General features: G+C 54.6%; 12 protein-coding genes. 11 read left to right on the top strand and 1 reads right to left on the bottom strand.

The features are described from left to right. The first annotated feature begins 148 nt into the window (after positions 1-148). The 11 genes from HNR38_RS02980 (at position 149) to HNR38_RS03025 (ending at position 21620) form a co-directional block, all read left to right on the top strand. Positions 149-2089 carry a methyl-accepting chemotaxis protein gene (locus tag HNR38_RS02980; protein ID WP_183699598.1) on the top strand — a complete coding sequence of 647 codons (1941 nt, stop codon included), beginning with the start codon at positions 149-151 and terminating at the stop codon, positions 2087-2089. Between the two features lie 97 nt (positions 2090-2186). Then, on the top strand, positions 2187-3164 hold the full coding sequence (locus HNR38_RS02985) for a DnaJ C-terminal domain-containing protein (protein WP_183699600.1): 978 nt from the start codon (positions 2187-2189) through the stop codon (positions 3162-3164). 12 nt (positions 3165-3176) lie between these two features. Further along, on the top strand, positions 3177-3521 hold the full coding sequence (locus tag HNR38_RS02990) for a chaperone modulator CbpM (RefSeq protein WP_183699602.1): 345 nt from the start codon (positions 3177-3179) through the stop codon (positions 3519-3521). A 25-nt stretch (positions 3522-3546) separates the two neighbouring features. After that, positions 3547-4128, top strand: a complete 582-nt coding sequence (locus HNR38_RS02995) for an acyl carrier protein phosphodiesterase (RefSeq protein WP_183699604.1) — start codon at positions 3547-3549, stop codon at positions 4126-4128. Continuing rightward, on the top strand, positions 4121-4840 hold the full coding sequence (locus HNR38_RS03000) for a DsbA family protein (RefSeq protein WP_183699606.1): 720 nt from the start codon (positions 4121-4123) through the stop codon (positions 4838-4840). The genes HNR38_RS02995 and HNR38_RS03000 overlap by 8 nt, the downstream gene beginning before the upstream one ends. Positions 4841-4989: 149 nt before the next feature. After that, entirely contained in the window at positions 4990-7248 is a 2259-nt protein-coding gene (locus tag HNR38_RS03005; RefSeq protein WP_183699608.1) for a type I secretion system permease/ATPase, read from the top strand. Further along, positions 7245-8618, top strand: coding sequence for an HlyD family type I secretion periplasmic adaptor subunit (locus tag HNR38_RS03010; RefSeq protein ID WP_183699610.1), 1374 nt, complete (start codon positions 7245-7247; stop codon positions 8616-8618). Before HNR38_RS03005 ends, HNR38_RS03010 begins: the two co-directional genes overlap by 4 nt. A 334-nt stretch (positions 8619-8952) precedes the next feature. Further along, complete coding sequence (locus HNR38_RS17145) at positions 8953-9444, top strand: hypothetical protein (RefSeq protein WP_221275628.1); 492 nt, start codon at positions 8953-8955, stop codon at positions 9442-9444. Beyond that, positions 9444-19688 (top strand): calcium-binding protein, encoded by a 10245-nt coding sequence (locus HNR38_RS17330; RefSeq protein WP_183699612.1) that lies wholly within the window; start codon positions 9444-9446, stop codon positions 19686-19688. The genes HNR38_RS17145 and HNR38_RS17330 overlap by 1 nt, the downstream gene beginning before the upstream one ends. 167 nt (positions 19689-19855) lie before the next feature. After that, positions 19856-20863 (top strand): oxygen-dependent tRNA uridine(34) hydroxylase TrhO, encoded by a 1008-nt coding sequence (gene trhO, locus HNR38_RS03020; protein WP_183699615.1) that lies wholly within the window; start codon positions 19856-19858, stop codon positions 20861-20863. 25 nt (positions 20864-20888) lie between these two features. Continuing rightward, complete coding sequence (locus HNR38_RS03025) at positions 20889-21620, top strand: DUF481 domain-containing protein (RefSeq protein ID WP_183699617.1); 732 nt, start codon at positions 20889-20891, stop codon at positions 21618-21620. Here HNR38_RS03025 and HNR38_RS03030 read toward each other — a convergent pair. Next, the gene (locus HNR38_RS03030; RefSeq protein WP_183699619.1) at positions 21617-22564 is read right to left on the bottom strand and encodes a DUF1722 domain-containing protein; all 948 of its coding nucleotides are present in this window, start codon (positions 22562-22564) and stop codon (positions 21617-21619) included. The genes HNR38_RS03025 and HNR38_RS03030 overlap by 4 nt on opposite strands. Between the last annotated feature and the right edge of the window lie 23 nt (positions 22565-22587).

Here is a 22587-nt window from a genome sequence, read left to right on the forward strand (position 1 = left end):
GTCGACTGCCCCGATGCTCACGGTGATTGCACTGCCATAGCACATCGAAGGTGGCTCGCTTTTTGCCTAAGATACCTATCAGATGTGTCGCAAAGGACGCCGTAAACGCCACGCAAGGCGCCAGATTCAGGACGTACATGGAGCCCCTATGTTCCCACAGTTGCTCAAACAGCTGGTGACCAGCCGCCTGCTGCGGCCGGTCTTCATCGTACTGGTGGTGGTTGGTCTGATTCAGCTGCTGGTCAGCCAGTGGCTGATCTCCCATCAGGTGCAGGGACTGGTGGATACCGCCGGCAATGCCCTGGAGTCGAGTGCCCAGCATGTCAGTGAATCTTTCGAACAGAGCCGGCAGGATGTTGCCACCCGGCTGCAGACCATGCGAGAACAGACCACCGAAGAACTGGCCGCGGAGCTGACCCGTCAGCAGACGGCCCAGCAGGAACGCATGGCTGAAAATGTGCGGGATGCCGTCATGGCGGAAGCCCAGGGGCTGGCTAACGTACTGGCTGCTGTCGCCGGTCCGTTGATCTGGGACCGGGATGTTCCCCGCCTGACCGATCTTGTGGAACTGGCTGACGCGCGGGAATCAGTGCTTTTTGCCATTTACTATGACCAGTACGGTGAGCGGATGACCCGTTACGTGGACCGGCGGGACGACCGGGTTAGGGCTCTGATGGATGCCGGGGAAGGGCGTGGGGCTGCCAACAAGGTGCTTGATGCTGCCGGTCGGGATCCGAACGTGGTGATTATATCAGCCGATATCAAACCCCAGGGCTCCAAGATCGGGGAACTGAAAATGGGCCTGTCCCTGGAAGGTATCAATGCCGATCTGGCGGACCTGCAGCAGGAGTTCAACAGCACCATCGACAACAGTGTTTCGGCCCTGGAGCAGACCCTGGATGCTGAGACGACTCAGGTCAATCAGCGGCTTCAGCAGCAACTGGCCGAAGTGGACCGTACCACGCGGGAAGGCATCACCGAGACGCTGGAATCGCTGGATGATGAGGCGGGAGGTATGGCCAATAGCCTGAGCTGGCTCCTGTTGGGCGCTTCCCTGATTCTGATCATTGCCATTGCTGGCGTTCTTGGCGGCAGCCTGTTGCCGCGTGTACTCCGGCTAAGTCGGGCTATCTGGGGCATTGCCGATGGTGAAGCCGATCTCACCCGCCGTGTGACGCTCAAAGGCAAAGACGAACTGACGGAAATGGCCCGGGGGGTTAACCAGTTTATTGCCCGTATCCAGGAACTGGTGTCTGAGGTTCGCCAGTCTGCCGAACGGGCAGTGGAAGAAGCCCGTAAACAGGGTGAAATGAGCCATGCGGCGGTGTCTGCGGTGAACCGTCAGGAGCAGGCCGTGGGCGAGGTCTCGGGTACCATGCAGGGGATGTCCCAGAGCATTGGGGAAGTGGCCCTGAGTATTCAGGAAGTGGCCAGCTCGGTGCAGACGGTCAATGCGGAAAGTGAGGCGACCGCCGGCATTTCCAGAAAAGTGCGTGATCAGCTCGATGAAGTGGTACGCGAAGTGGAGCAGGCGGTGTTGTCGGTCAAGGACCTGGACGCCCAGAGCAACCAGATCGAATCCGTGCTGTCGGTGATTGGTGAAATTGCCGAGCAGACCAACCTGCTGGCCCTGAACGCCGCCATTGAGGCGGCCCGTGCCGGGGAGTCCGGCCGTGGCTTCGCGGTGGTTGCCGACGAAGTCCGCACCCTGGCCAGCCGTACCCAGGAGTCCACCACCGAAATCCGTACCATTATCGAGCGTCTGCAGACGGGCAGCAACAAGGCCGTGAGTGTGATCGATACGGTCTCTGGCCAGGTTCAGGAGTCCTCGCAGGCGTTCCGCAATGCCGACGAACATTTCGAACAGATCAATACCCTGCTCGGCTCCCTCAAGGAGCGGGCTCTGGTCATCGCACAGACGGCAGAAACCGAAGGTGGAAACGCCGACGAAGTCAGCCGGAGTGTGGAAGACATCGCGGCGTCCTCGCGCGAGACGGTGGCCTCCATCGAACGGTCCGACCGGGCCAGCCAGGAGATCAGCCAGTTGCTGACCGCCCTGCAGAGCAAGGCGGCACAGTTCAAGGTCTAGTGTCCCGTCTGGTTAATGCGCCAGGCCTTGTAATTTCCCTCTTTGCGTCAAATATAAAGTATCAGAGAGCATTCTTTGATCAGACGCGAGGGGAGCGATGGAATTCAAGGACTATTACGCCGTTCTCGGGGTGAGTGAGTCAGCCAGCCCCGAGGACATTAAAAAGGCCTACCGCAAGCTGGCCCGGAAGTACCACCCGGATGTCAGCAAGGAAGAAAACGCCAGCGATCGCTTCAAGGAAGTGGGCGAAGCCTACGAGGTTCTGAAAGACCCAGAAAAGCGGGCCGAGTATGACCAACTGCGCAAGTATGGCGCCAGTGGCGATGGCTCCTTCCAGCCACCACCTGGCTGGGAAAGCGCATCCGGCTTTGGTGGCGGTGGTTATACCGATGCCGACGCCCGGCACTTCAGTGAATTTTTCGAGGAAATCTTCGGCGGTGGCCGCCGTGCCGGCGGCTTCTCCGGCACCGGTTTCGGTGGTGATGGTTTCCGTCAGAGCATGCGCATGCGGGGTGAGGATGTTCACGCCCGGCTATCCCTATTCCTGGAAGAAGCCTTCAATGGCTGCGAGAAACAGGTGTCGTTCACGGTGCACGATACCGACGATCATGGCCGCATGGTGCCGCGTCAGAAAACGCTGAAAGTCAAGATTCCGGCCGGTGTGCGTGAAGGTCAGAACATCCGCCTGAAAGGGCAGGGTGCCCCGGGTATCGGTGGTGGTGAGCCGGGAGACCTGTTCATCGAGGTGGAACTGGCACCGCACCCACACTTCAGCATTGAGGGCCGGGACATCCTGGTCAATGTGCCGGTTGCCCCCTGGGAGGCCGCCCTGGGCGCGACAATTACCGTGCCTACCGTCAGTGGCAAGGTGAATCTCAAGGTGCCCAAAGGATCCTCCAGCGGCCGGAAACTCCGCCTCAAGGGCAAGGGCTTACCGGGCAAGCATCCGGGAGACCAGATCGTCACCCTGCAGGTTGCCATGCCTGAACAGCATTCCGACGAAGCCGAGAAACTCTACGAGCAACTGGCGGAAGCGGAAAAGAACTTCAATCCACGCAGTAAACTGCATGTGTGAGCGGGGGGAGCCATGAGCAACAGTGACCATACCCTGACGGTAGAACTGATGGAGGCGGACGGCACCCTGTTCACGCTTCGGGAGATCTGTGAACGGGGCGACTGCCACGCCGAGTTCATTATTGAACTGGTGGATTACGGGGTCATCAGTCCGGCCCGGGAGCAGCCTGAGCCCATGGGGTGGCAGTTCGACGTGCAGGCACTCCGGCGATTGCAGAAGGCCATGCGTCTGCAACGGGACCTCAAGATGAACCTGCCGGGACTGGCGGTGGCTCTGGACCTGCTCGATGAGGTTCAAGACATGCGCCGGGAGGTGGCTCGACTGAACCAGCGCCTGCGCCAGTTGACTGGAGAGTAAGGTACCCGATGTCTGGAAGCATGATATGAACCACCTGGCCCACCTCTTTCTGGCACCGGATTCGCCAGAGGCACGTATCGGCAGCGTACTGGGTGATTTTACCCGTGGCGTGGACCTGGGCCGCTATCCGGAGACGGTGGTTTATGGCGTGCGCCATCACCGGGCCGTGGACAGCTTTACCGATGGACACCCGGCTGTACTGGCCAGCAAACGACTGTTTTCAGCGCGCAGGCGCCGGTTTGCCGGCGTCGCACTGGACATTCTTTACGACCATTACCTGCTCAGGCACTGGTCCGCGTTCAGCGGTATTGACCGTGACAGCTTTATCCGGCGTGTGTACGGTGAGTTCCAGTCTCACGAACACCTGATGCCCGAAACGATGGCAATCGTGACCCGCCGGATGGTCGCCCATGACTGGTTTGGCGCCTATGAAAATCTCGACAACATCGGCTATGCGCTGGACCGGGTGGCAGGCCGCCTGAGGTTTGCTCATCGTTTTGACGGCATCATTGAAGAAATTCGTGAACACGATGAGGAACTTGAGGCCAATTTCCTGATCTTCTTCCCGGAACTTAAAGCCTTTGCAGGAGAAGCGCCCCATGGGTGAAGCAAAACGACGAAAGCAGACGGGTGTACCCTCGTCCTCAAACAAACGGCGTAAAACCTGGCTGGTGGGTGGTGCCGCCATTGCCCTGGCTCTGATTGCAGGTATCTATCTGGTGACCAAGCCGCCTGAGCCGGATTCCGGAGCCCTGCCGGTGGCCGATCCGGAAGCTCCGCCCTTCCCGGCCGAAGTGGACCGGTTCGGAGTCTCTGTGGGGCCCGAGGACGCGCCGGTTGTTGTCCGGGAATTTGCCGATTACCAGTGCCCGGGCTGTGCTGCGTTCTCGGAGGCCAGCCGCCGGCTGAAAGAGGAATACGTCGACACCGGCCAGGTCCGGTTTGTGTTTTTCGACCTGCCTTTACGGCAGCACCAGAACGCCATGCCGGCTGCCATGGCTGCCCGTTGCGCCGGAGACCAGGACAGCTATTGGGCCATGCATGACCGGTTGTTCGATAACCAGTCAGACTGGAACAGCTCCAGTGATCCTGTCGCCACCTTCAGTCGCTATGCCTCTGATATGGGGCTGGATGAGCGTCGTTTCCGCCGCTGCATGACCACGGACCTGCACCGTGAGGATATCGAGCAGAGTCTCCAGGTGGCCCGACAGCTACAGGTGGCACGCACTCCGACGGTCATTGTCGACAACATCATGCTCACCCGCCCGGGTTGGGGGCAGCTTTCCGCCGTTGTAGAGCGGGAACTTGTTGATAAGTAAGTGAAGTGGCACTCCCTAAGCACCATGGCCCCTTTAACGATTTTGCACTTACTATGAAAATAAAATAAATATTTGTTAACTGGATCGCCCCCTTTTTGTTTTTCGGTGCTATGTTGGTATTAGTGGAGCCAAAATAATGAGGGGCAAGGATGCACTCAGCTCAGCCATCAGGGAAGGTGGACACCGGCGTAGCCGCGCTCATCATGTTGGCGCGTTACCATCAGGTCGCGGCTGATGCCAGTCAGCTTCAACATCATTTCGGAACACACGAACGACCTTTCGATAGGCCGGAAATTCTCCGCGCCGCCCGTCATCTAAAGCTTAAAGCCAAATCGCTCACGACACGCTGGGATAAGCTTTCGGCTATAAGCCTTCCCGCTATTGCAGGAACCAAGGATGGACAGTTTATTGTCCTTGCCAAAGTGATGGATGAGGAGGTCCTGATTCAGGACCCGTCGGCCAAGGCGCCAGAAACGCTCACTAAAGAACACTTCCTTGAGCGATGGAACGGCGAAGTCATTCTCGTCTCAAAAAGAAGTCTGCTACCGGGAGTCGATGAAAAGTTTGATATCAGCTGGTTTATCCCGGCTATCCTCAAGTACAAGCACCTCCTGCGCGACGTCGTCATCGCTTCCTTCTTTATCCAGCTTTTTGCCCTGATTACGCCATTGTTCTTTCAGGTGATGATCGACAAGGTTTTGGTTCACAAGGGGCTGACAACACTGGATGTCCTTGCCTTTGGGCTGATTGTTGTTTCGGTGTTTGACGTCTTCCTTAACGGGTTAAGAAACTATGTCTTCACTCACACCACCAACCGGGTGGACGTGACACTCGGCTCCAAGCTGTTTCACCATCTGACGCATCTTCCCATTTCCTATTTCATGAGCCGCCAGGTTGGCAATACCGTGGCCCGTGTCCGTGAGCTCGATACTATCCGGAACTTCATCACCAGTTCCGCATTGACCTTGATTATCGACCTATTCTTCACGATCGTCTTCTTTGTGGTTCTGTATTTTTACAGTCCGACTCTGACCTGGGTGGTGCTCGGTTCAATACCTTTCTACGTTGTTCTCTCTATCATCATTACCCCAATCCTGCGACGACGGCTCGATGAACAGTTCAAACGGGGCGCGGAGAATCAGGCCTTCCTGACGGAATCCATGTACGGCATAGAAACGGTGAAGGCGATGGCCGTAGAACCCCAGATGCAGCGCCGTTGGGAAGAAAACCTTGCTGCCTATGTGGCAGCGTCATTCAAGGCGACCAACCTTGGGAACATTGCAAACCAATCTGCCCAGTTCATTAACAAGATCGTGACCGTGCTGATCCTCTGGATCGGTGCCTCTCTGGTCATGGCGAATGAAATGAGCATTGGCCAACTGATAGCGTTCAACATGATTGCGGGCCGGGTCAGTGGCCCTATCCTCAAGCTGGTCCAGCTTTGGCAGGACTTCCAGCAGGCGGGCATATCCATTAAACGACTGGGCGACATCCTCAATACCCCTGCCGAACCCGGGCATAACCCCAATAGGACGACCCTGCCGCGTATAGAGGGCAACGTCCAGTTTGACAATATCAACTTTCGTTACAACCCAAGTGCGCCCTTCGTTCTGAAGCAGCTCTCGTTAGATGTCCATGCTGGCGAAATTGTCGGGGTCGTAGGACGGTCAGGATCTGGCAAAAGTACGCTAACAAAACTCATCCAGAGGTTGTATCTGCCGGAGTCGGGAAGGGTTCTGATTGATGGAATCGACCTGGCCCACATGGAGCCAGCCTGGCTGCGGAGGCAGGTGGGAGTGGTGCTTCAGGAGAATCGCCTGTTTAACGGGTCCGTGAAGGACAACATTGCATTTGTTGACCCCAGTCTACCAATAGAGGCGGTTGTGAATGCCGCCAAGCTCTCGGGGGCTCATGACTTTATTGTCGAGCTGCCCGAAGGCTATGACACTCCGGTTGGGGAGCAGGGCGCCAGCCTGTCTGGCGGACAACGCCAGCGTATCGCCATAGCCCGCGCCCTGATCACGAATCCCCGGATTCTGATATTCGACGAAGCCACCAGCGCCCTTGATTACGAATCAGAGCGGGTGATTCAGGAGAATATGCGGGCCATGTGCGAAGGGCGCACCGTCTTCATCATTGCACACCGCCTGACCACTGTGCGACACGCAGACCGGATTGTTGTTGTTGAAGCTGGGAATATCGTGGAACACGGCAGCCATGAGGAGCTGCTCGGACGGAAGGGCTACTACTCAAAGCTCCATGAGTACCAGAATACGTCCATACCTATAAAGGCTCGATCGAAAGACGATGAGGGCGTTGGGGTAGGGGCTGCGTCGTCCGCCAATGGTGGAAACCGGGTGGGCTTTGCCTATGGGCCACAGAAAGTCCAGTCAGTGAGGCTGACATGAACGGTCAGGAACGTGCGAAGCGAAAAAAGACGAGTGTTCTGTCGGAGAGCGATATCTACGAGTTTATGCCGGCGGCAATCGAGATCGAGAAAACGCCAGCATCCCCAATCGGGCGAACTGTTCTCTACGCCATCATGCTGCTGTTCGCATTAGCCATATTGTGGGCCATCTTCGGGAAAATTGACATTGTTGCAGTCGCACAGGGGAAGGTTGTTCCGGGTGAGCGAGTAAAGGTCATACAGCCTCTGGAGACAGCGGTCATCGAACGCATTCATGTCGAGGAAGGGCAGACGGTAAAGGCGGGTGACCCTTTGATTACCCTGAATACAAGTGTGACGGAGGCGGATGTCCGTCGGTTTCGGCGTGAGTGGCAAGGAGCTGCCCTGAAACGCATAAGGTTAACTGCGTTGGCCAACTGGTTTGCCAGCTCCAGCGATCGCGCCCTCACTCTGGAATCGGATGACCCGAGTTTGGCTCCGTTCCTGGAAGAACATCGAGAACTGCTGAGCCAGGAAGTTGCTGAACTTCAGGCTAACTTGCGGAATATCCAGCAGGAGTCTGACCGGCTAGCGGCAGAGAAAAAGATGGTACAGGCAGAAGCAATGAAGAACCGCCGATTATTGGAAGTGCTTAATGAGCGAGTAGCCGCCTACAACGAGTTGCAGCAGAACGGTACCGGTTCTCGCATGGATTATCTTGAGGTCAAGCAGGAGCAGATTGAGGTTGAGCAGAACGTATCGGTCCAGCTTGCCCGCATTGATCAGCTCAAAGCCAGTATTCAAGCGAATGCTTCCAAGCGTGAAATGACAATATCTGAGCGCTACAAGCTTACTTTACAGGAGCTGCAAGAGCTTACCGTTCAGGAAGTGGCATTGCGAGAAGAGCTATTAAAAGCGGAACAACGCAGTCGCAATTATCTACTTAAGGCGCCTCTCAATGGGAAAGTGCAGGAACTCGCAGTAACCACCATTGGCGGGGTGGTTACGCCTGCGCAGGAAATCATGAAAATTGTGCCGGAGGAAAGTACTGTGGAAGTGGAAGCCCGCTTTCTGAATAAAGATATCGGTTTTATCCACCCTGGTCAGCCTGCGGAAATCAAGGTTGATACTTTTAACTTCACAAAATATGGAGTGGTGGATGCGGAGCTTTCCGACATTTCCGGTGATGCGATACAAGATGAACAACTGGGCTTAGTTTATAAAGCGCGTCTGGTCCCCTCGGACTCCGCACTGCAGGTTGGTGAAAGGCTGGTGAGTCTCGCGCCTGGGATGACAGTGACGGCAGAAGTAAAAACTGGGCAGCGGCGGGTTATTGAGTTCTTTTTATCGCCCCTATTAAGGTACCAGGAAGACAGTTTAAGAGAAAGATGATGGCAATCTGGCATTCAATGGTTGTTGGGATGAAGCTCTTTAAGTGGATCACATTTGCTTTTATTTGTGAGTTTGGCTGTTTTATGGGGTTTGGTGAGTTTTTTGGTTTTTTGTGTGCAAGTATGTGGCTTGAAATTGTCGGAGTTTTATTGAGGTAGGATTATATAAGAATTATTAAATAAAAAGATGGTTTTGTGTTTCTGCGGATAAAAACTGTCTGGAGGCCAGCTGTTGTAGGCGGTGTTGAGCTGAAGTACATAAATGGGTTTTGTTTTGAATAAGAAGCATGGTTTTTAGTTGTATTTTTAGTCAGATTTTTAAGGGTGGTCATATAATGATTGGATTTTTTTTTAGAGTCCTTGTTTTTTTTGGTCTGATTTCCTGTGCTGCTTGCGCTAGTCGTCCATTGAGTCTTGAGAATGCTTTGTCTCAATTTTATTCGGGCGACCATAGTATGATGGAGGGAGCCTCAGGTAAAGTGCGTACGAAATTTCTGCTGAAGAGTTATCAAAATAATACATTGGTTGAGCCGCAAGTGTTTAGTTATAAGGTGCTGGGGGGTAGGCGATTACATATAGATATTCCACAGGGACAGTACTATATGGATTTTTCTGGTAACCATTACGGAAGCAATTTTATTGGTAAATTGCAATGCAAAGGTGGCGGAGCCTCGTCTGGTTGGAGTATCTCAAAGCTTGGCGGTGAGATTATAGTAGATCGTACTGCTTTGGTCCTTTATGAGTGGTCTTGCGGGTCACTTGGGTGTTCGTATTCATTGGTTTTTGGGAATGAACTCTTGTTGAATAGATGCTTAGGGAGTGAGTGATGAGCGATTATGGAAGGTTTTTGGAGGGTTTGGCTAACCGGGAATCATCAGGTGACCAGTATGCGATAAATAGCTTGGGTTATTTGGGGTTGTACCAGATGGGGGAAGCTGCGCTTGTAGATGCTGGATATATTGAAAATGACGGGGTAATGAATAACAATTATGAAGAGTATAGTTGGACTGGCGAGGATGGTGTTAGCTCATATTCGGATTTTCTGGATAATGCGAATGCTCAAACTAATGCAGTAAGCTCATACCATGATCGGGTGCTAGGTTATCTTGAAAGTTTAGGGGCTACAGACTTTATAGGTGAAAATGTTGACGGTATTGTTATTACTGAAGCTGGATTGTTAGCTGCGGCTCACTTGGTTGGTGCTGGTAAGGTGAACAGTTGGCTGAACGACCCGAGCAATGGGACTCCGGAAGATGCATTGGGAACTAAGCCTACAGAATATATGGCGTTATTCGGTAAGCATGAACTGGGACAGCTTGACCCGGATGATAGCGATGAAAATCCAGAGGAACCAGAGGAACCAGAGGAACCAGAGGAACCAGAGGATAGCTATATTGTAGAGCCAGGTGATACTTTATCTGAAATCGCTGAGCATTTTGGTATTTCCGTACAAGATATCTTGAATGTGAATCCTAGTATTACAGACCCAAATGAAATTGATGTTGGAGACGAAATTATAATTCCGGAGCCTCCAGAATCAACAGAAGAAGGAGAAGAAGGAGAAGAAGGAGAAGAAGGAGAAGAAGGAGAAGAAGGAGAAGAAGGAGAAGAAGGAGAAGAAGGAGAAGAAGAAGGAGGTGAGGATGGTGAATGCTATTTCCCGCCACCTCCCCCGCTCCCGGAGCCTCCACCTACGCCCGGCTCGCCTTTAGCATTGGACCTAGATGGCGATGGCATTGAAACTACGGGCTTGGCATCGAATGTATATTTTGATCACGATGGTGACTCCTTCCGCGAGCGCTCGGGATTTGTGGCACCAGATGACGGTCTTCTTGCTCTGGATATAAATGGCGATGGTGAAATAAATTCCGGTGCCGAACTGTTTGGGAATCATACTCGACTAACTGATGGGACATCGGCAGCCAATGGATTTCTGGCGCTGAGGGAACTGGATACCAATGCGGATAACGTCATTGATGCCAATGACGAGCGCTACGCGGATTTGCGTGTATGGCGAGACCTGGATCAGGACGGGAAATCTGATGAAGGTGAGCTGTTTACGTTGGATGAGGTTGGCGTAGAGTCGCTGTCAGTCTCCTACCACAATCAACACTACACCGATGAATTTGGAAACGAGCATCGTCAGGTTGGGTCATACGTCACGACATCCGGTGAGGTCAGGAATATGACCGATGTCTGGTTCGCGCGCAATCTTACGGAAACTCAGGAAGAAATCATCGATGTCCCGGCCGATATAGCCGACCTTCCGGATGCTATAGGGTACGGTCGCTCTCGTTCACTGCATCAGGCAATAGTGCGTGATGAAACTGATGAGCTGCGGGGGTTGGTAACCCAGTTTGTGAATGCGGAATCCCGGCAGGAAAGGCTGTCGTTGACGGAGGACATTATATTTGCCTGGACTGGTCAGGAGGGTGAAAAGCGTCAGCACTACCAGTCCCCGATAGATACTCGGAGAATCGGTGCGCTGGAGGCCTTTTATGGCTTCGAACTCGATAAACCCCGTGGCTCGGGACAGCAATATGCTGTGATATACAATGATATTTTCCAGGGGTTATCAGACTCCATTTATTACCAGCTAAGTGCTGGTTCTCACCTTGAGGCTTTCTTCAATCACATCGAATGGACGCAGGATCCGGAGAGCGAGCTCTGGCTGGGCGATTTCAATGATGTGGTGCCTGTGCTGCTTGAGTATGCGGAAGCTAACCCGGATAGCGCCCAGGATATACTTACTGATTTCGTGCAAGGTATACGGGGAGTTAACGTGTATGAGCCCGTTAACGTTGATCGACTGAGAACCGCTGTTCTGGCCTATACGCAGACCTCAGATTTATCAGGATACTCAGAAGAGTCTGTTGGTATCGTTGTCGCTGCCGCGATGAATGCGTCAGAGCTTGCCGATACCATAAGTGGTGATTCAAATAATAATGTGTTGTTTGGGCTTGATGGCAATGATCGCATAGACGGCGCTGCCGGCGATGACGTGCTGGACGGTGGTCGAGGCGATGATGTGCTCATTGGTGGGAAGGGCAATGATGAGTATCGCTTTGGCATCGGGTATGGCCATGACCGAATCCGTAATAGAGATGCGGATAGTGGCCGTTTTGACGTTGTACGGTTGATTGGTGGTATTACTTCAGAAGATATTACCGTGACCCGCCAGGGTGATGATCTGGTCATTGAGTTTAATGATACCGATGATGTGTTGCGCGTCGAATCTCATTTTGACCAGGAGGGTGCTTCGAAGCGGTATGTCGATGCCCTTATTTTTGAAGATGGAAGTGCCCTGAATGTTGGGCCGAGTGAGTTCGATAACATCAACGTGAGTTCTCAATCGATCACCGAGGGTGATGATGAGCTTCATGGCACATCTTCTGATGATTTGCTTGATGGCCTGGAAGGCGATGATCGTCTCTTCGGGAAGGAAGGTAACGACAACCTTTTAGGTAGTGCAGGGAACGATGAATTGCACGGCGATGGAGGCGACGATTCTCTCGACGGCGGGGAAGGAAATGATCAGCTCCACGGCGATGAAGGAAACGACACCCTCATTGGTGGTACTGGGCATGATGGCATTCAGGGCGGCGCTGGGAACGACACGCTAACAGGAGGGCAGGGCGACGATGCCCTTTCTGGTGGTCATGGAGATGACCAGTATGTGTTTAACCTTGGAGATGGCCTGGATGCTATCGACAACCAAGGTGGCAGTGGAGATACGGATACTATCCTGCTGGGAGACGGTATTTTGCCCGAGGAGGTGATTGTCCGGCGGGCCGGTGATGATCTGATGATCATTGTCAGCGCTGGAGAAGATGAAGTTCGTGTCTTGAATTATTATCGCAATGAAGCCAGCCGCATCGACAATGTGGTATTTGGTGACCCCTCCAGCTCGGTACCTTTATGGGATGCCGACACGCTTGAGCAGTTGGCCAGTAAAGCGACTGACAATGACGATGAGATCCATGGGGGGGCTGGTGCTGATGATATTGACGGATTGGCCGGCAACGACTTGTTGATAGGAGACGGTGGTGATGATGTTTTGTCTGGTTCACAGGGCGACGATACGTTGGAGGGCGGCTCCGGTAACGATGCGCTTTTAGGTGGTGAGGGTAACGATGTTCTCTCAGGGGGGCGTGGTAATGACACTCTTGATGGCGGTCTCGGCGACGATGTGCTTAGTGGCGCTAAGGGTAGTGATACATATCTGATTGCGGCGGACGGGAGTCATGATGTCATTCAGGACTATGACTCCAGTAACTCGAATCTTGATCGCATCGTTTTTGACGAGGGTATTCTTCCCTCAGATGTAAGCTATACCAGAACAACCAGAGATCTGGTTATAAAGATCGATATAGATGGAGTAACGACGACCGTAACCATTGATAATGCTTTTGCCGATAGCCGGAATCTCATTGATCAGATGGAGTTTTCCGACGGTACAGTTGTTGGAATAGAGGCCGCTCTTGCCGAAGCGGCTGATTGGGTTGGCTCCGATACCGCAGAAACAATCTACGGTTATGCTGGTTCGGATTCGGTGGATGGCGCTGGCGGTAACGATACCCTGTATGGGGCTGGTGGCAACGACTCGCTTAGTGGTGGTGCAGGGCATGATCGTCTGAACGGTGGGGCTGGTGACGACATGCTTGATGGTGGTGAGGGTCGTGACCACCTCTATGGAGGCGGGGGGAATGACCTTTTGCGTGGTGGAGTAGGAGCCAATGATTATCTTTCCGGGGATGCCGGCGACGATACCTATATTTTTGACGTAGGTGATGGCCATACCACTATCAATAACTATGACACAGGGGCAGATCGCAATGACGTATTGCGTTTTCTGGACGGTGTCGATTCAAGCGATATCCGGGCAACCCGTTCCAATAGTAGCCTGATTCTGACTTTGAATAGCACGGGTGAGGTGATCACTGTTCGGGACTACTTTATCGAAGATGGTGCCGGCGGCTATGCGCTTGACGCCATAGAGTTTGATGACGGCACTGTATGGGATGTCGAGACGGTGAAAGGTCTGGTGCAGCAAAGTACTGAGGGTGAAGACAAACTCTACGGATACGCTGGCGTAGACACTCTGGATGGTGCTGGCGGTGACGACTATCTGCGAGGTTATGCTGGCGACGACGTCCTCAATGGCGGAGACGGCAGTGATCACCTCTATGGAGGGGATGGCAATGATACTTTGTATGGCGGCACAGGTGACAACGACTATCTGTCGGGGGGATCGGGTAACGACTCCTATCTTTTTTATGCTGGGGATGGCGATACCACCATCAACAACTATGATCTCGGCACTGGGCGCAACGATGTGTTGCGCTTTCTGGATGGCATTGAATCAAGCGGTATCAAAGCCACACGCTCCAGCCGCAATCTGCTGTTGACGGTTGTGAGCACCGGTGAGGTGATCACTGTCCAGAATTACTTTGATGACGATGGCGTCGGGCCGTACGCGCTCGATGCTATAGAGCACGCCGACGGTACCGTGTGGGATATTGGTACGGTGAAAGAGCTGGTTCAGCAAAGTACGGAGGGTGCCGATCAACTGTATGGCTATGCTGGCGAAGATGCTTTAAACGGTGCTGGCGGTAACGACAAACTCTATGGAGCGGCGGGTGATGATGTCCTGAGCGGTGGTGATGGTGACGACCGAGTTTATGGCCAGGAGGGCAGTGACCTTCTGGAAGGGGACGAGGGCCGTGACTATCTATACGGGGGTAACGGCGTGGACACCCTTCGCGGTGGCAAGGGTGCCGACCGCCTATATGGCGGTGATGGCGCGGACCTACTGTCCGGAGGTGAAGGCGATGATCGTCTCCAGGGAGAGCAAGGCGATGATGTTTATCGCTTTAGTAAGGGCGATGGTGTGGACCGCATCTATGATTCAGGGGGTGTGGACCGGATTGAATTCATCGATGTTGCGTCTTCCGAGGTGGTAGTTCGCCGGGAAGGTGATCATCTCCGCATCACTCTTCCTGAGACTGGCGATTCGGTATTGATTGAGCGTCAATTCGACGGCGCGGATGCCGCAGCCCAATCTACCAGTATTGAAACTGTGGGGTTCTCCGATGGTACTACTTGGGATTTCGGGCAGTTGATAGCTCAGGCCGTAGAGGGCACGGACGCTGATGACTTAATTTATGGCTTTGATCTTGATGATTCCATCGATGGTGGTGACGGTGCTGACGATCTATTTAGCGGTGCTGGCGCGGACCTGCTGTCTGGAGGTAAAGGCGATGATCGCCTCCAGGGTGAGCAGGGCGATGATGTTTATCGCTTTAGCAGAGGCGATGGTGAGGATCTTATATACGATTCAGAAGGCCAGGATCGAATTGAGTTTGTCGACGTTAACTCGTCAGAGGTTGTAGTTCGCCGGGAGGGCGACAATCTTTTTTTGACAAATCCATCCACCGGGGATTCTGTACTGATCCAAGGACAGTTCGATGACTCAAATGTGGATGTCCAGTCGTCCAGTATTAACGCCGTCCTATTTGCCGATGGCGTCACCTGGAATTTTGACCAGTTGATGGATGAGGCTATTCAGGGCACCGGCGCTGACGATTTGATTCACGGTTTTCGTTTGGATGAGTCCATCAATGGTGGTGAGGGTGCCGATGAGATTTATGGGTATGACGGTGCTGATACGGTTTATGGCGGCGCCGGCAATGATCTACTTTGGGGCGGTGAAGGGCAGGATGAACTCTACGGTGGCACCGGGAATGATGAACTCCGAGGAGGGGGCGCCGCCGATATATTGAATGGCGGGGACGGCTCAGATGATTTGGATGGTGGCGATGGCTCCGATGTTTTGTCCGGAGGTTCGGGAGATGATTACCTTGAAGGAGGGCAAGGGGATGATGTTTACCGGTTCAGCAGGGGCGATGGCGTGGACCGAGCCTACGATGCAGAGGGCGAGGATCGAATTGAGCTCGTTGATGTGACTTCCTCAGAGGTCATCCTTCGCCGGGAAGGTGACAATCTGCGCCTGACAGTACCATCCACTGGCGATTCCGTGCTAATCGAAAAACAGTTTGACGGTGCGGGCGTGGATGCTCAATCGACAAGTATCGAAACGATTCAGTTCTCCGACGGTGTCACCTGGAATTTTGACCAGTTGATGGCGAAAGCCATTGAAGGCAGCGACTCTGACGACCTGATTCTTGGTTTTGACCTCGACGAGTCGATCAATGGCGGTGAAGGCGCTGACGAGATCTACGGCCATAAAGGTGCAGATGTCATTCAGGGTGGTGCCGGCAACGATATGCTTGACGGTGCCCAAGGCCAGGATGAACTTTATGGTGGCACTGGCGATGACGAGCTTGAAGGTGGCTCAGAGGAAGATTCGTTGCACGGTGGCGACGGCTCAGACACATTGCGGGGCCAACAGCATAACGATGTTCTCTATGGTGACGCCGGTCACGATGTGCTTTACGGTGGCGACGGCTCCGATGAACTCTATGGTGGTCAGGATGACGATGAACTCTTTGGTGGTTTCGGTGCTGATCGGTTGTCCGGTGGTGATGGTGATGATGTCCTCCACGGCGGCAGCGGTGACGACACACTGAACGGTGACGCAGGAAATGATGTCCTGTTCGGCGATGGTGGCTCTGACACTCTGAATGGTGGCGTCGGCAACGATGAGCTTTACGGCACCGGCGAGCTTTCCGGTGGTGAAGGTGACGACTACCTGGAAGGTCAGGGCTTCCTTGATGGCGGCTCTGGTAATGACGAGCTTCACGGCCAGGGTTCCGATACGCTGCTGGGTGGATCGGGCGACGATATCCTGATCGCCAATACCGACCCCTGGCAGGAAACCAGCAATATCCTGGAGGGGGGCGCAGGTGCCGACCAGCTTTTCGGCTCCTACGGCAACGATGTGTACCGCTTCAACCTGGGCGATGGTCAGGATGTGATCACCGAAACACCTCAAGACGGTGCATTCAGCAATATCTCGCCCTCAGAAGATACACTGGAATTTGGTCCTGGGATCACGGCGGGTGATCTGTCTTATGTCCGATCCGGCAAAGACCTTCAGATCGTCCATGCCAATGGCACAGATGGTATTCTCATCAAAAACTGGTTCCAGGAGCCGAATAACCATTTCAAGGTTAATCGGTTTGTGTTTGCTGACGGCACGGAGTGGTCAGACCTTGATATCGAAGAGGCATCTGTAACTGTCGGCACAGAAGGCGCCGATACACTGCTGGGCTATCGCGAGCTGAATGAAGAAATTTATGCTGGCAACGGTGATGACCAGGTCTGGGGCCGCACCGGGGACGATGTACTCCACGGTGAAGCCGGTGATGACTACCTGGACGGCGAAGAGGGTGATGATCACCTGATTGGCGGTGCAGGGGCTGATAACCTGGTCGGTCGTGCTGGCGCAGATACCCTCGATGGCGGCATCGGTAACGATTCGCTGCAGGGCGGCGCCGGGCAGGATGTGCTGCTCGGCCGAGAAGGCGAAGACAGCCTGTTTGGCGGTGACGGTAACGATCAGCTTGACGGCGGTGCTGACGACGACTTCTTCGAGGCCGGGGCCGGAGATGATGTGGTTAATGGGGGCTCGGGCGACGACCAGATTAGCGGTGGCGCCGGGGACGATACACTCACCGGCGGCACCGGCAATGACATGTATGTCTACTCAGCCGGGTCGGGCCATGACACTATCTACAATGCCGATGGTGGCAGCGATGGCGTGATGTTCACGGGCGGTGCCACCGAAGACCGGATCGGTTTCACCCGAGACGGGGATGATCTTGTCCTGCTCATTGATGATGGAGCGGAAGGCAGCGTTCGTGTTGTTAACCACTTCCTTGGTGGTGAACACGCTATTGATTGGGTTCAGCCTGACGGCGCTTACATGATTCCGACTGCGCAGATCAATCAACGCGTGGTTGCCGGCGAAACCGAGGGGGACTATGACTCTGTCGTCACTGGCACGAGCTCTGGTGAACAATTGGTTGGCAGTCATGATCGGGACCTGCTGGAAGGCCTTGCCGGAAACGACGCCCTGTTTGGCATGGGTGGCGATGATCAGGTCGAAGGTGGGGCCGGAGATGACCAACTCTATGGTGGTAGCGGCACTGGCTCCGGTAGCGGCGACGATGTGCTGATTGGCGGAGATGGCAATGACGTACTGGTCGGTGAAGATGGTAACGATTCACTTGCTGGTGGGGCAGGCAATGATCATTACTACTACAAGGCTGGGCAGGGTGTTGACGTCATTGATAACCGTGGTGGCGGTTCCGATGGCATCTTTTTCCTGGACGGGCTTGATCGTAACCGGCTGAGTTACCATCAGGATGGTAACGATTTGGTGATTTTGGTTGATAGTGATCTGGAACAGCAGGTCCGTGTTACCGACCACTTCCTGGACGGGGAGCACTCAATCACGTTTGTTCAGCCCACGGATGGTGGCAACTCGATCATGGCCAGCCAGATAGCCAGCATGCTGACTGCAATGCCCAGAGATGAAGCAGATCCCGGCGATGGCTCAGGGGATGAAACGGGCGGTGGTACAGGCTCCGGTGATGATGGTGGAAATTCCGGAACAGATCCGGATCCCGGTAACACGCCAACACCTGAGCTTGGCGGTGACGATACCCTCACAGGCACCTCATCCAACGATATCCTTGTCGGAGGGGTTGGTAACGATACACTCTCAGGTGGTCTCGGCAATGATCACCTTGAAGGGGGCATCGGAGACGACACCTACCTGTTTACCGGTGGGCAGGATGTTCTCAGGGAAGGCGGCGGTGCCGACGTTCTCAGATTCGGTGCGGGAATTACCTTTAACCAGGTGGCGTCCGGGTTGATGAAATCTGGTGATGATCTGGTGCTTAAGGTAAATGGAGGCCCGGATCAGGTTACCTTGAAAGACTTCTTTCTGGGTGGTGCCGCGGTGGTCGAAACCATTGAGTTCGAGAGCGGTGGCCAAATTACATCTGGTCAGATTTATGGCGCTTTTGGGCTATCTGAGCCGGCACCTTCTTCCGGGTTCACTCAAACCGTAACCGGTACAGCCGGGGATGATAGTGGATTGATTGGCGGTGCGGATGCTGATGAGATTCAGGGCTTTAATGGCAACGATGTCTTGGAAGGCGCCGCAGGGGATGACCTACTGAGCGGTGGCAATGGTAACGACAGCCTGAAAGGGGGACTGGGTGCAGATACGCTGATAGGTGGGCGTGGCGACGACACCTATTTGTTCCGCGCAGGTGATGGTCAGGATGTCATCAATAATTCGGGTGGTGGTTCAGACACGCTTTATTTTCAGGATGTCAGCTTCAATCAGGTCGCTAGTGGTCTGATGAAGTCAGGCAATAACCTCGTGCTTCAGGTCGGGGGAGGATCGGACTCCGTCACCATCCGAGACTTTTTCTCAGGTGGTGATCAGTCTATTGACCAGATTGCCTTTGAGTCAGGAGGGCAGCTTACCTCAAACCAGATCTTTGGTGCGTTTGGGATGACCAATCCGGATCCACAAGGATCCCCAGCCTACCAGGGGCTGCCTGACGAAAGGGCCTTTGGCAACATCGTGAATGGTACTGGCTCGGCAGATAACATCCTGGCATCTTCCGATGCTGACTTGATTGATGGCGGTGCTGGTGATGACATCCTCATGGGCGGCTTGGGCGATGACTATCTCCTGGGCGGCGAGGGCAATGATACCTATCAGTTTGCGAGTGGTGATGGTCAGGACACGATCAATAACCTCTCCAATGGCGCTGGAGACGATCAACTGCACTTCGGGTCAGGGATCGATGAGTCACAGTTGTGGTTCATGCGCGAGGGTGATGACTTGGTCACCAGCGTTCTCGGAAGTGATGACCAGGTGCGAGTTCAGGACTGGTACAGCGCTGACACCCAGAAACTGGACAGCGTCCATACTGATGATGCCATGATCACCGCGAATCAGTTGGAGCAACTGGTGACTGCTATGGCGGCATTTGGTGAGCCTTCTGGAGGAGAAATGACGTTGACTCCACAAGAAGAGGACCAGGTACGGGCCTCTATTGCTAGCTCCTGGCAGCCGAGTGCCTAGAGAGTAATTGGCGGAGGGCGCCGGCCCTCCGCCAACTTTAATCTTCCCGTAAGCTTCTGCGCCCTTCCCGCATTTCAATAATCGCTACGCTTGGTTAGACTCCCCCTCCTTTGGAAATCTCAAGACCATGCTCCGGATTTACGGTCCGGCCCGCAGGAGAAAAGACGATGAGCAATAACGTGGTGGTCTGCGCACTGTACAAGTTCGCGGTCCTGAACGACTACAAACAGCTTCGCCAGCCTCTGCTGAACCTGATGCTGGAAAACGACGTACACGGCACCCTGTTGCTGGCGCGCGAAGGCATCAACGGCACTATCGCCGGCAGCCGCGACGGTATTGATGCCGTCAAGGCATGGATTGCCAGCGATGAGCGCTTTGATGGCATCGACTACAAGGAGTCCTTCGTCGATATTCAGCCGTTCAAACGCACGAAGGTGAAGTTGAAAAAAGAGATTGTCACCATGGGCGTGGAGGGCATCGATCCCAAGCGTGTGGTCGGCACCTATGTGGACCCGAAAGAGTGGAACGACCTGATTTCAGACCCCGAGGTCCTGCTGGTCGATACGCGCAACCAGTATGAGGTGGAAATCGGCACCTTTCGCAATGCCGTTAATCCGTCCACCGACACTTTCCGGGAGTTCCCCGAGTACGTGAAGGAAAACCTGGACCCTCAGAAGCACAAGAAAGTTGCCATGTTCTGTACCGGCGGCATTCGCTGCGAGAAGTCCACGGCCTACCTGAAGGAGCAGGGCTTTGATGAGGTCTATCACCTCAAGGGTGGCATTCTGAAGTATCTGGAGGAAGTGCCTGAGGAACAGAGTCTGTGGCAGGGCGAATGCTTTGTCTTTGATGACCGGGTGACAGTTAACCATGGCCTGGAGCGGGGCGACTATGACCAGTGCCACGCCTGCCGCCGGCCGATCACGGAAGCGGACAAGCAGCGCCCCGAGTACGAGCAGGGTGTCAGTTGCCACCAGTGCATTGACTCACTGACCGAGGAGCAGAAGGCGCGGTTCCGCGAGCGTGAGCATCAGATGCGGCTGGCCCGGGCCCGTGGGGAAGCCCACGTGGGTGGTGAGGTTGCCCGGGTGATAGCCGAGCGCAAGGCGCTGAAAAAAGAGGAACGAAAGCGTCAGGCGCTGAATAGCCAGGCGGGAGAAATGGCCGAATCCTGAACCGTCAATCCAACGGAGAAACTGCATGAAGTTGAGTCACGCTGTCGCCACCGCCGCTATCCTGATGGCGCCTCTTGCCTACGGGCAGGAGGCGGACAACTGGGAGGGCGAGACGGAACTGGGTGTGCTGGTCACCTCCGGCAACACCAAGGAAACCAATGCCAAGGGGCGTGTGGCTGTACTTCATGAGGTGGAAACCTGGCGCAACAACGGCGAGTTGCGAGCCAATTACTCCGAAACCGATGACGAAACCACGGCGGAAAAGTATCAGGGGTCCCTGGAGACCAACTACAAGTTTGCGAAGAAACATTACTGGTTTCTTCGCGGGGCGTACCAGGATGACCGCTTCTCCGGCTACGATTTCGAGTCGTCACTGACCACCGGTTATGGCCAGCGGGTCTGGACGGCCGGTGAGCAGTCCTTCCTGGACCTGTCAGCGGGTGCCGGTTATCGCTACAACAAGCTGGAAGAGGCTACCGGGCAGGACGAGGACACGGAAAAGGAAGCCATTGCCCGTTTTGCCGGTCATCTGGATTACGAGGTTTCCGATACCGCGTTGTTCCGTCAGAAGCTGAGTACCGAGATCGGGCTGGACGACAACAACACGATTACCGAATCGGAAACCTCGCTTCAGGCCACCGTGGCGGGCGACCTGTCCATGAAAGTGGCGTTCCGGGTCGAGCACCAGTCCCGCCCTCCGGAAGGGGCTGAAAACACCGACACCGAAACGTCCCTGTCACTGCTCTACGGTTTCTAGACCGAGTTTCTGAGCCCCAGTTCGTCCGGGTAGGGGGTCAGGTATTTCTGGCTGGTCAGATAGTCTGCCGGTTCCTTGCGCTGGGCCAGGCGCAGTAGCGTCATCGGCACCACCAGCGGGACCTCTCCCCGGCGGTAGGCCTCTATCTGCTCCAGCAACACCGACTTTTCCTCTGTGGACATACTGTCTTTCAGATAGCCCAGCAGGTGTTGCATGGCATTAACGTGGGAACCCCGGCTTACCCGCTGGCTCATGGCTTCCATGAACAGGTGAATGTACCGGTCCGCGATCTGTTCCAGAGGTTCGGACTTCAGGTCAGCCAGAAGCGGCCCGAGCTGGCGGTAGATCTTCTCGCCGTGTGCCATCAGAGTGAACTTGTGGCGGGTATGGAATTCGATCAGTGCCTGCTTGCTCAGGTTCTCGCCCGCGACATTCTGCAGCCAGTCGTCGTAGGCGAACACCCGTTCAATGAAGTTCTCCCGGAGCATATCGTCGTTCAGCCGGCCTTCTTCTTCCACCGGCATTAACGGATAGGCTTCCATCAGCGCTTCGGCAAACAGGCCCACGCCTGAGCTGTCGATGTGGTTGCCCTTTTCCGTGTACAGCTTGACCCGCTCCATGCCACAGGTCGGGGACTTTTTCATCAGGATGTAGCCGCGAAGGTCGCCCAGGGTTGGCAGCACTTCGTCGATGAATCCACGCATCTCGTCGGTGTGATCGGCATCGCCGGAGGTTTCGATCAGACGCACGCCGTCGGGGAACTTGCGCAGATGGATGGTGGGGCGGGGTACCCCCAGTCCTGCTTCCAGTTCCGGGCAGATCGGACGGAAATCGAAGTGTTTGGCCAGCACTTGCGTGCAGTAGCGTGAATGTTTATGGCCACCGTCGTGGCGTACTTCCTTGCCCAGCAAACAGGTGCTGATGCCAACAGGGATACCGGTCACAGCGTTCTCCAGCCTAACGAAAC

This window comes from Marinobacter oulmenensis (genome assembly GCF_014201735.1).
In the GTDB taxonomy this organism is placed as follows: Bacteria; Pseudomonadota; Gammaproteobacteria; order Pseudomonadales; family Oleiphilaceae; genus Marinobacter; species Marinobacter oulmenensis.

What these genes read in the sequence shown, in the direction of transcription:
- HNR38_RS17145 (WP_221275628.1), top strand. Translation starts at nt 8,953, where the DNA reads ATGATTGGATTTTTTTTTAGAGTCCTTGTTTTTTTTGGTCTGATTTCC.
- trhO (WP_183699615.1), top strand. Translation starts at nt 19,856, where the DNA reads ATGAGCAATAACGTGGTGGTCTGCGCACTGTACAAGTTCGCGGTCCTG.
- HNR38_RS02980 (WP_183699598.1), top strand. Translation starts at nt 149, where the DNA reads ATGTTCCCACAGTTGCTCAAACAGCTGGTGACCAGCCGCCTGCTGCGG.
- HNR38_RS17330 (WP_183699612.1), top strand. Translation starts at nt 9,444, where the DNA reads ATGAGCGATTATGGAAGGTTTTTGGAGGGTTTGGCTAACCGGGAATCA.
- HNR38_RS03025 (WP_183699617.1), top strand. Translation starts at nt 20,889, where the DNA reads ATGAAGTTGAGTCACGCTGTCGCCACCGCCGCTATCCTGATGGCGCCT.
- HNR38_RS03005 (WP_183699608.1), top strand. Translation starts at nt 4,990, where the DNA reads ATGCACTCAGCTCAGCCATCAGGGAAGGTGGACACCGGCGTAGCCGCG.
- HNR38_RS02995 (WP_183699604.1), top strand. Translation starts at nt 3,547, where the DNA reads ATGAACCACCTGGCCCACCTCTTTCTGGCACCGGATTCGCCAGAGGCA.
- HNR38_RS03010 (WP_183699610.1), top strand. Translation starts at nt 7,245, where the DNA reads ATGAACGGTCAGGAACGTGCGAAGCGAAAAAAGACGAGTGTTCTGTCG.
- HNR38_RS02990 (WP_183699602.1), top strand. Translation starts at nt 3,177, where the DNA reads ATGAGCAACAGTGACCATACCCTGACGGTAGAACTGATGGAGGCGGAC.
- HNR38_RS02985 (WP_183699600.1), top strand. Translation starts at nt 2,187, where the DNA reads ATGGAATTCAAGGACTATTACGCCGTTCTCGGGGTGAGTGAGTCAGCC.
- HNR38_RS03000 (WP_183699606.1), top strand. Translation starts at nt 4,121, where the DNA reads ATGGGTGAAGCAAAACGACGAAAGCAGACGGGTGTACCCTCGTCCTCA.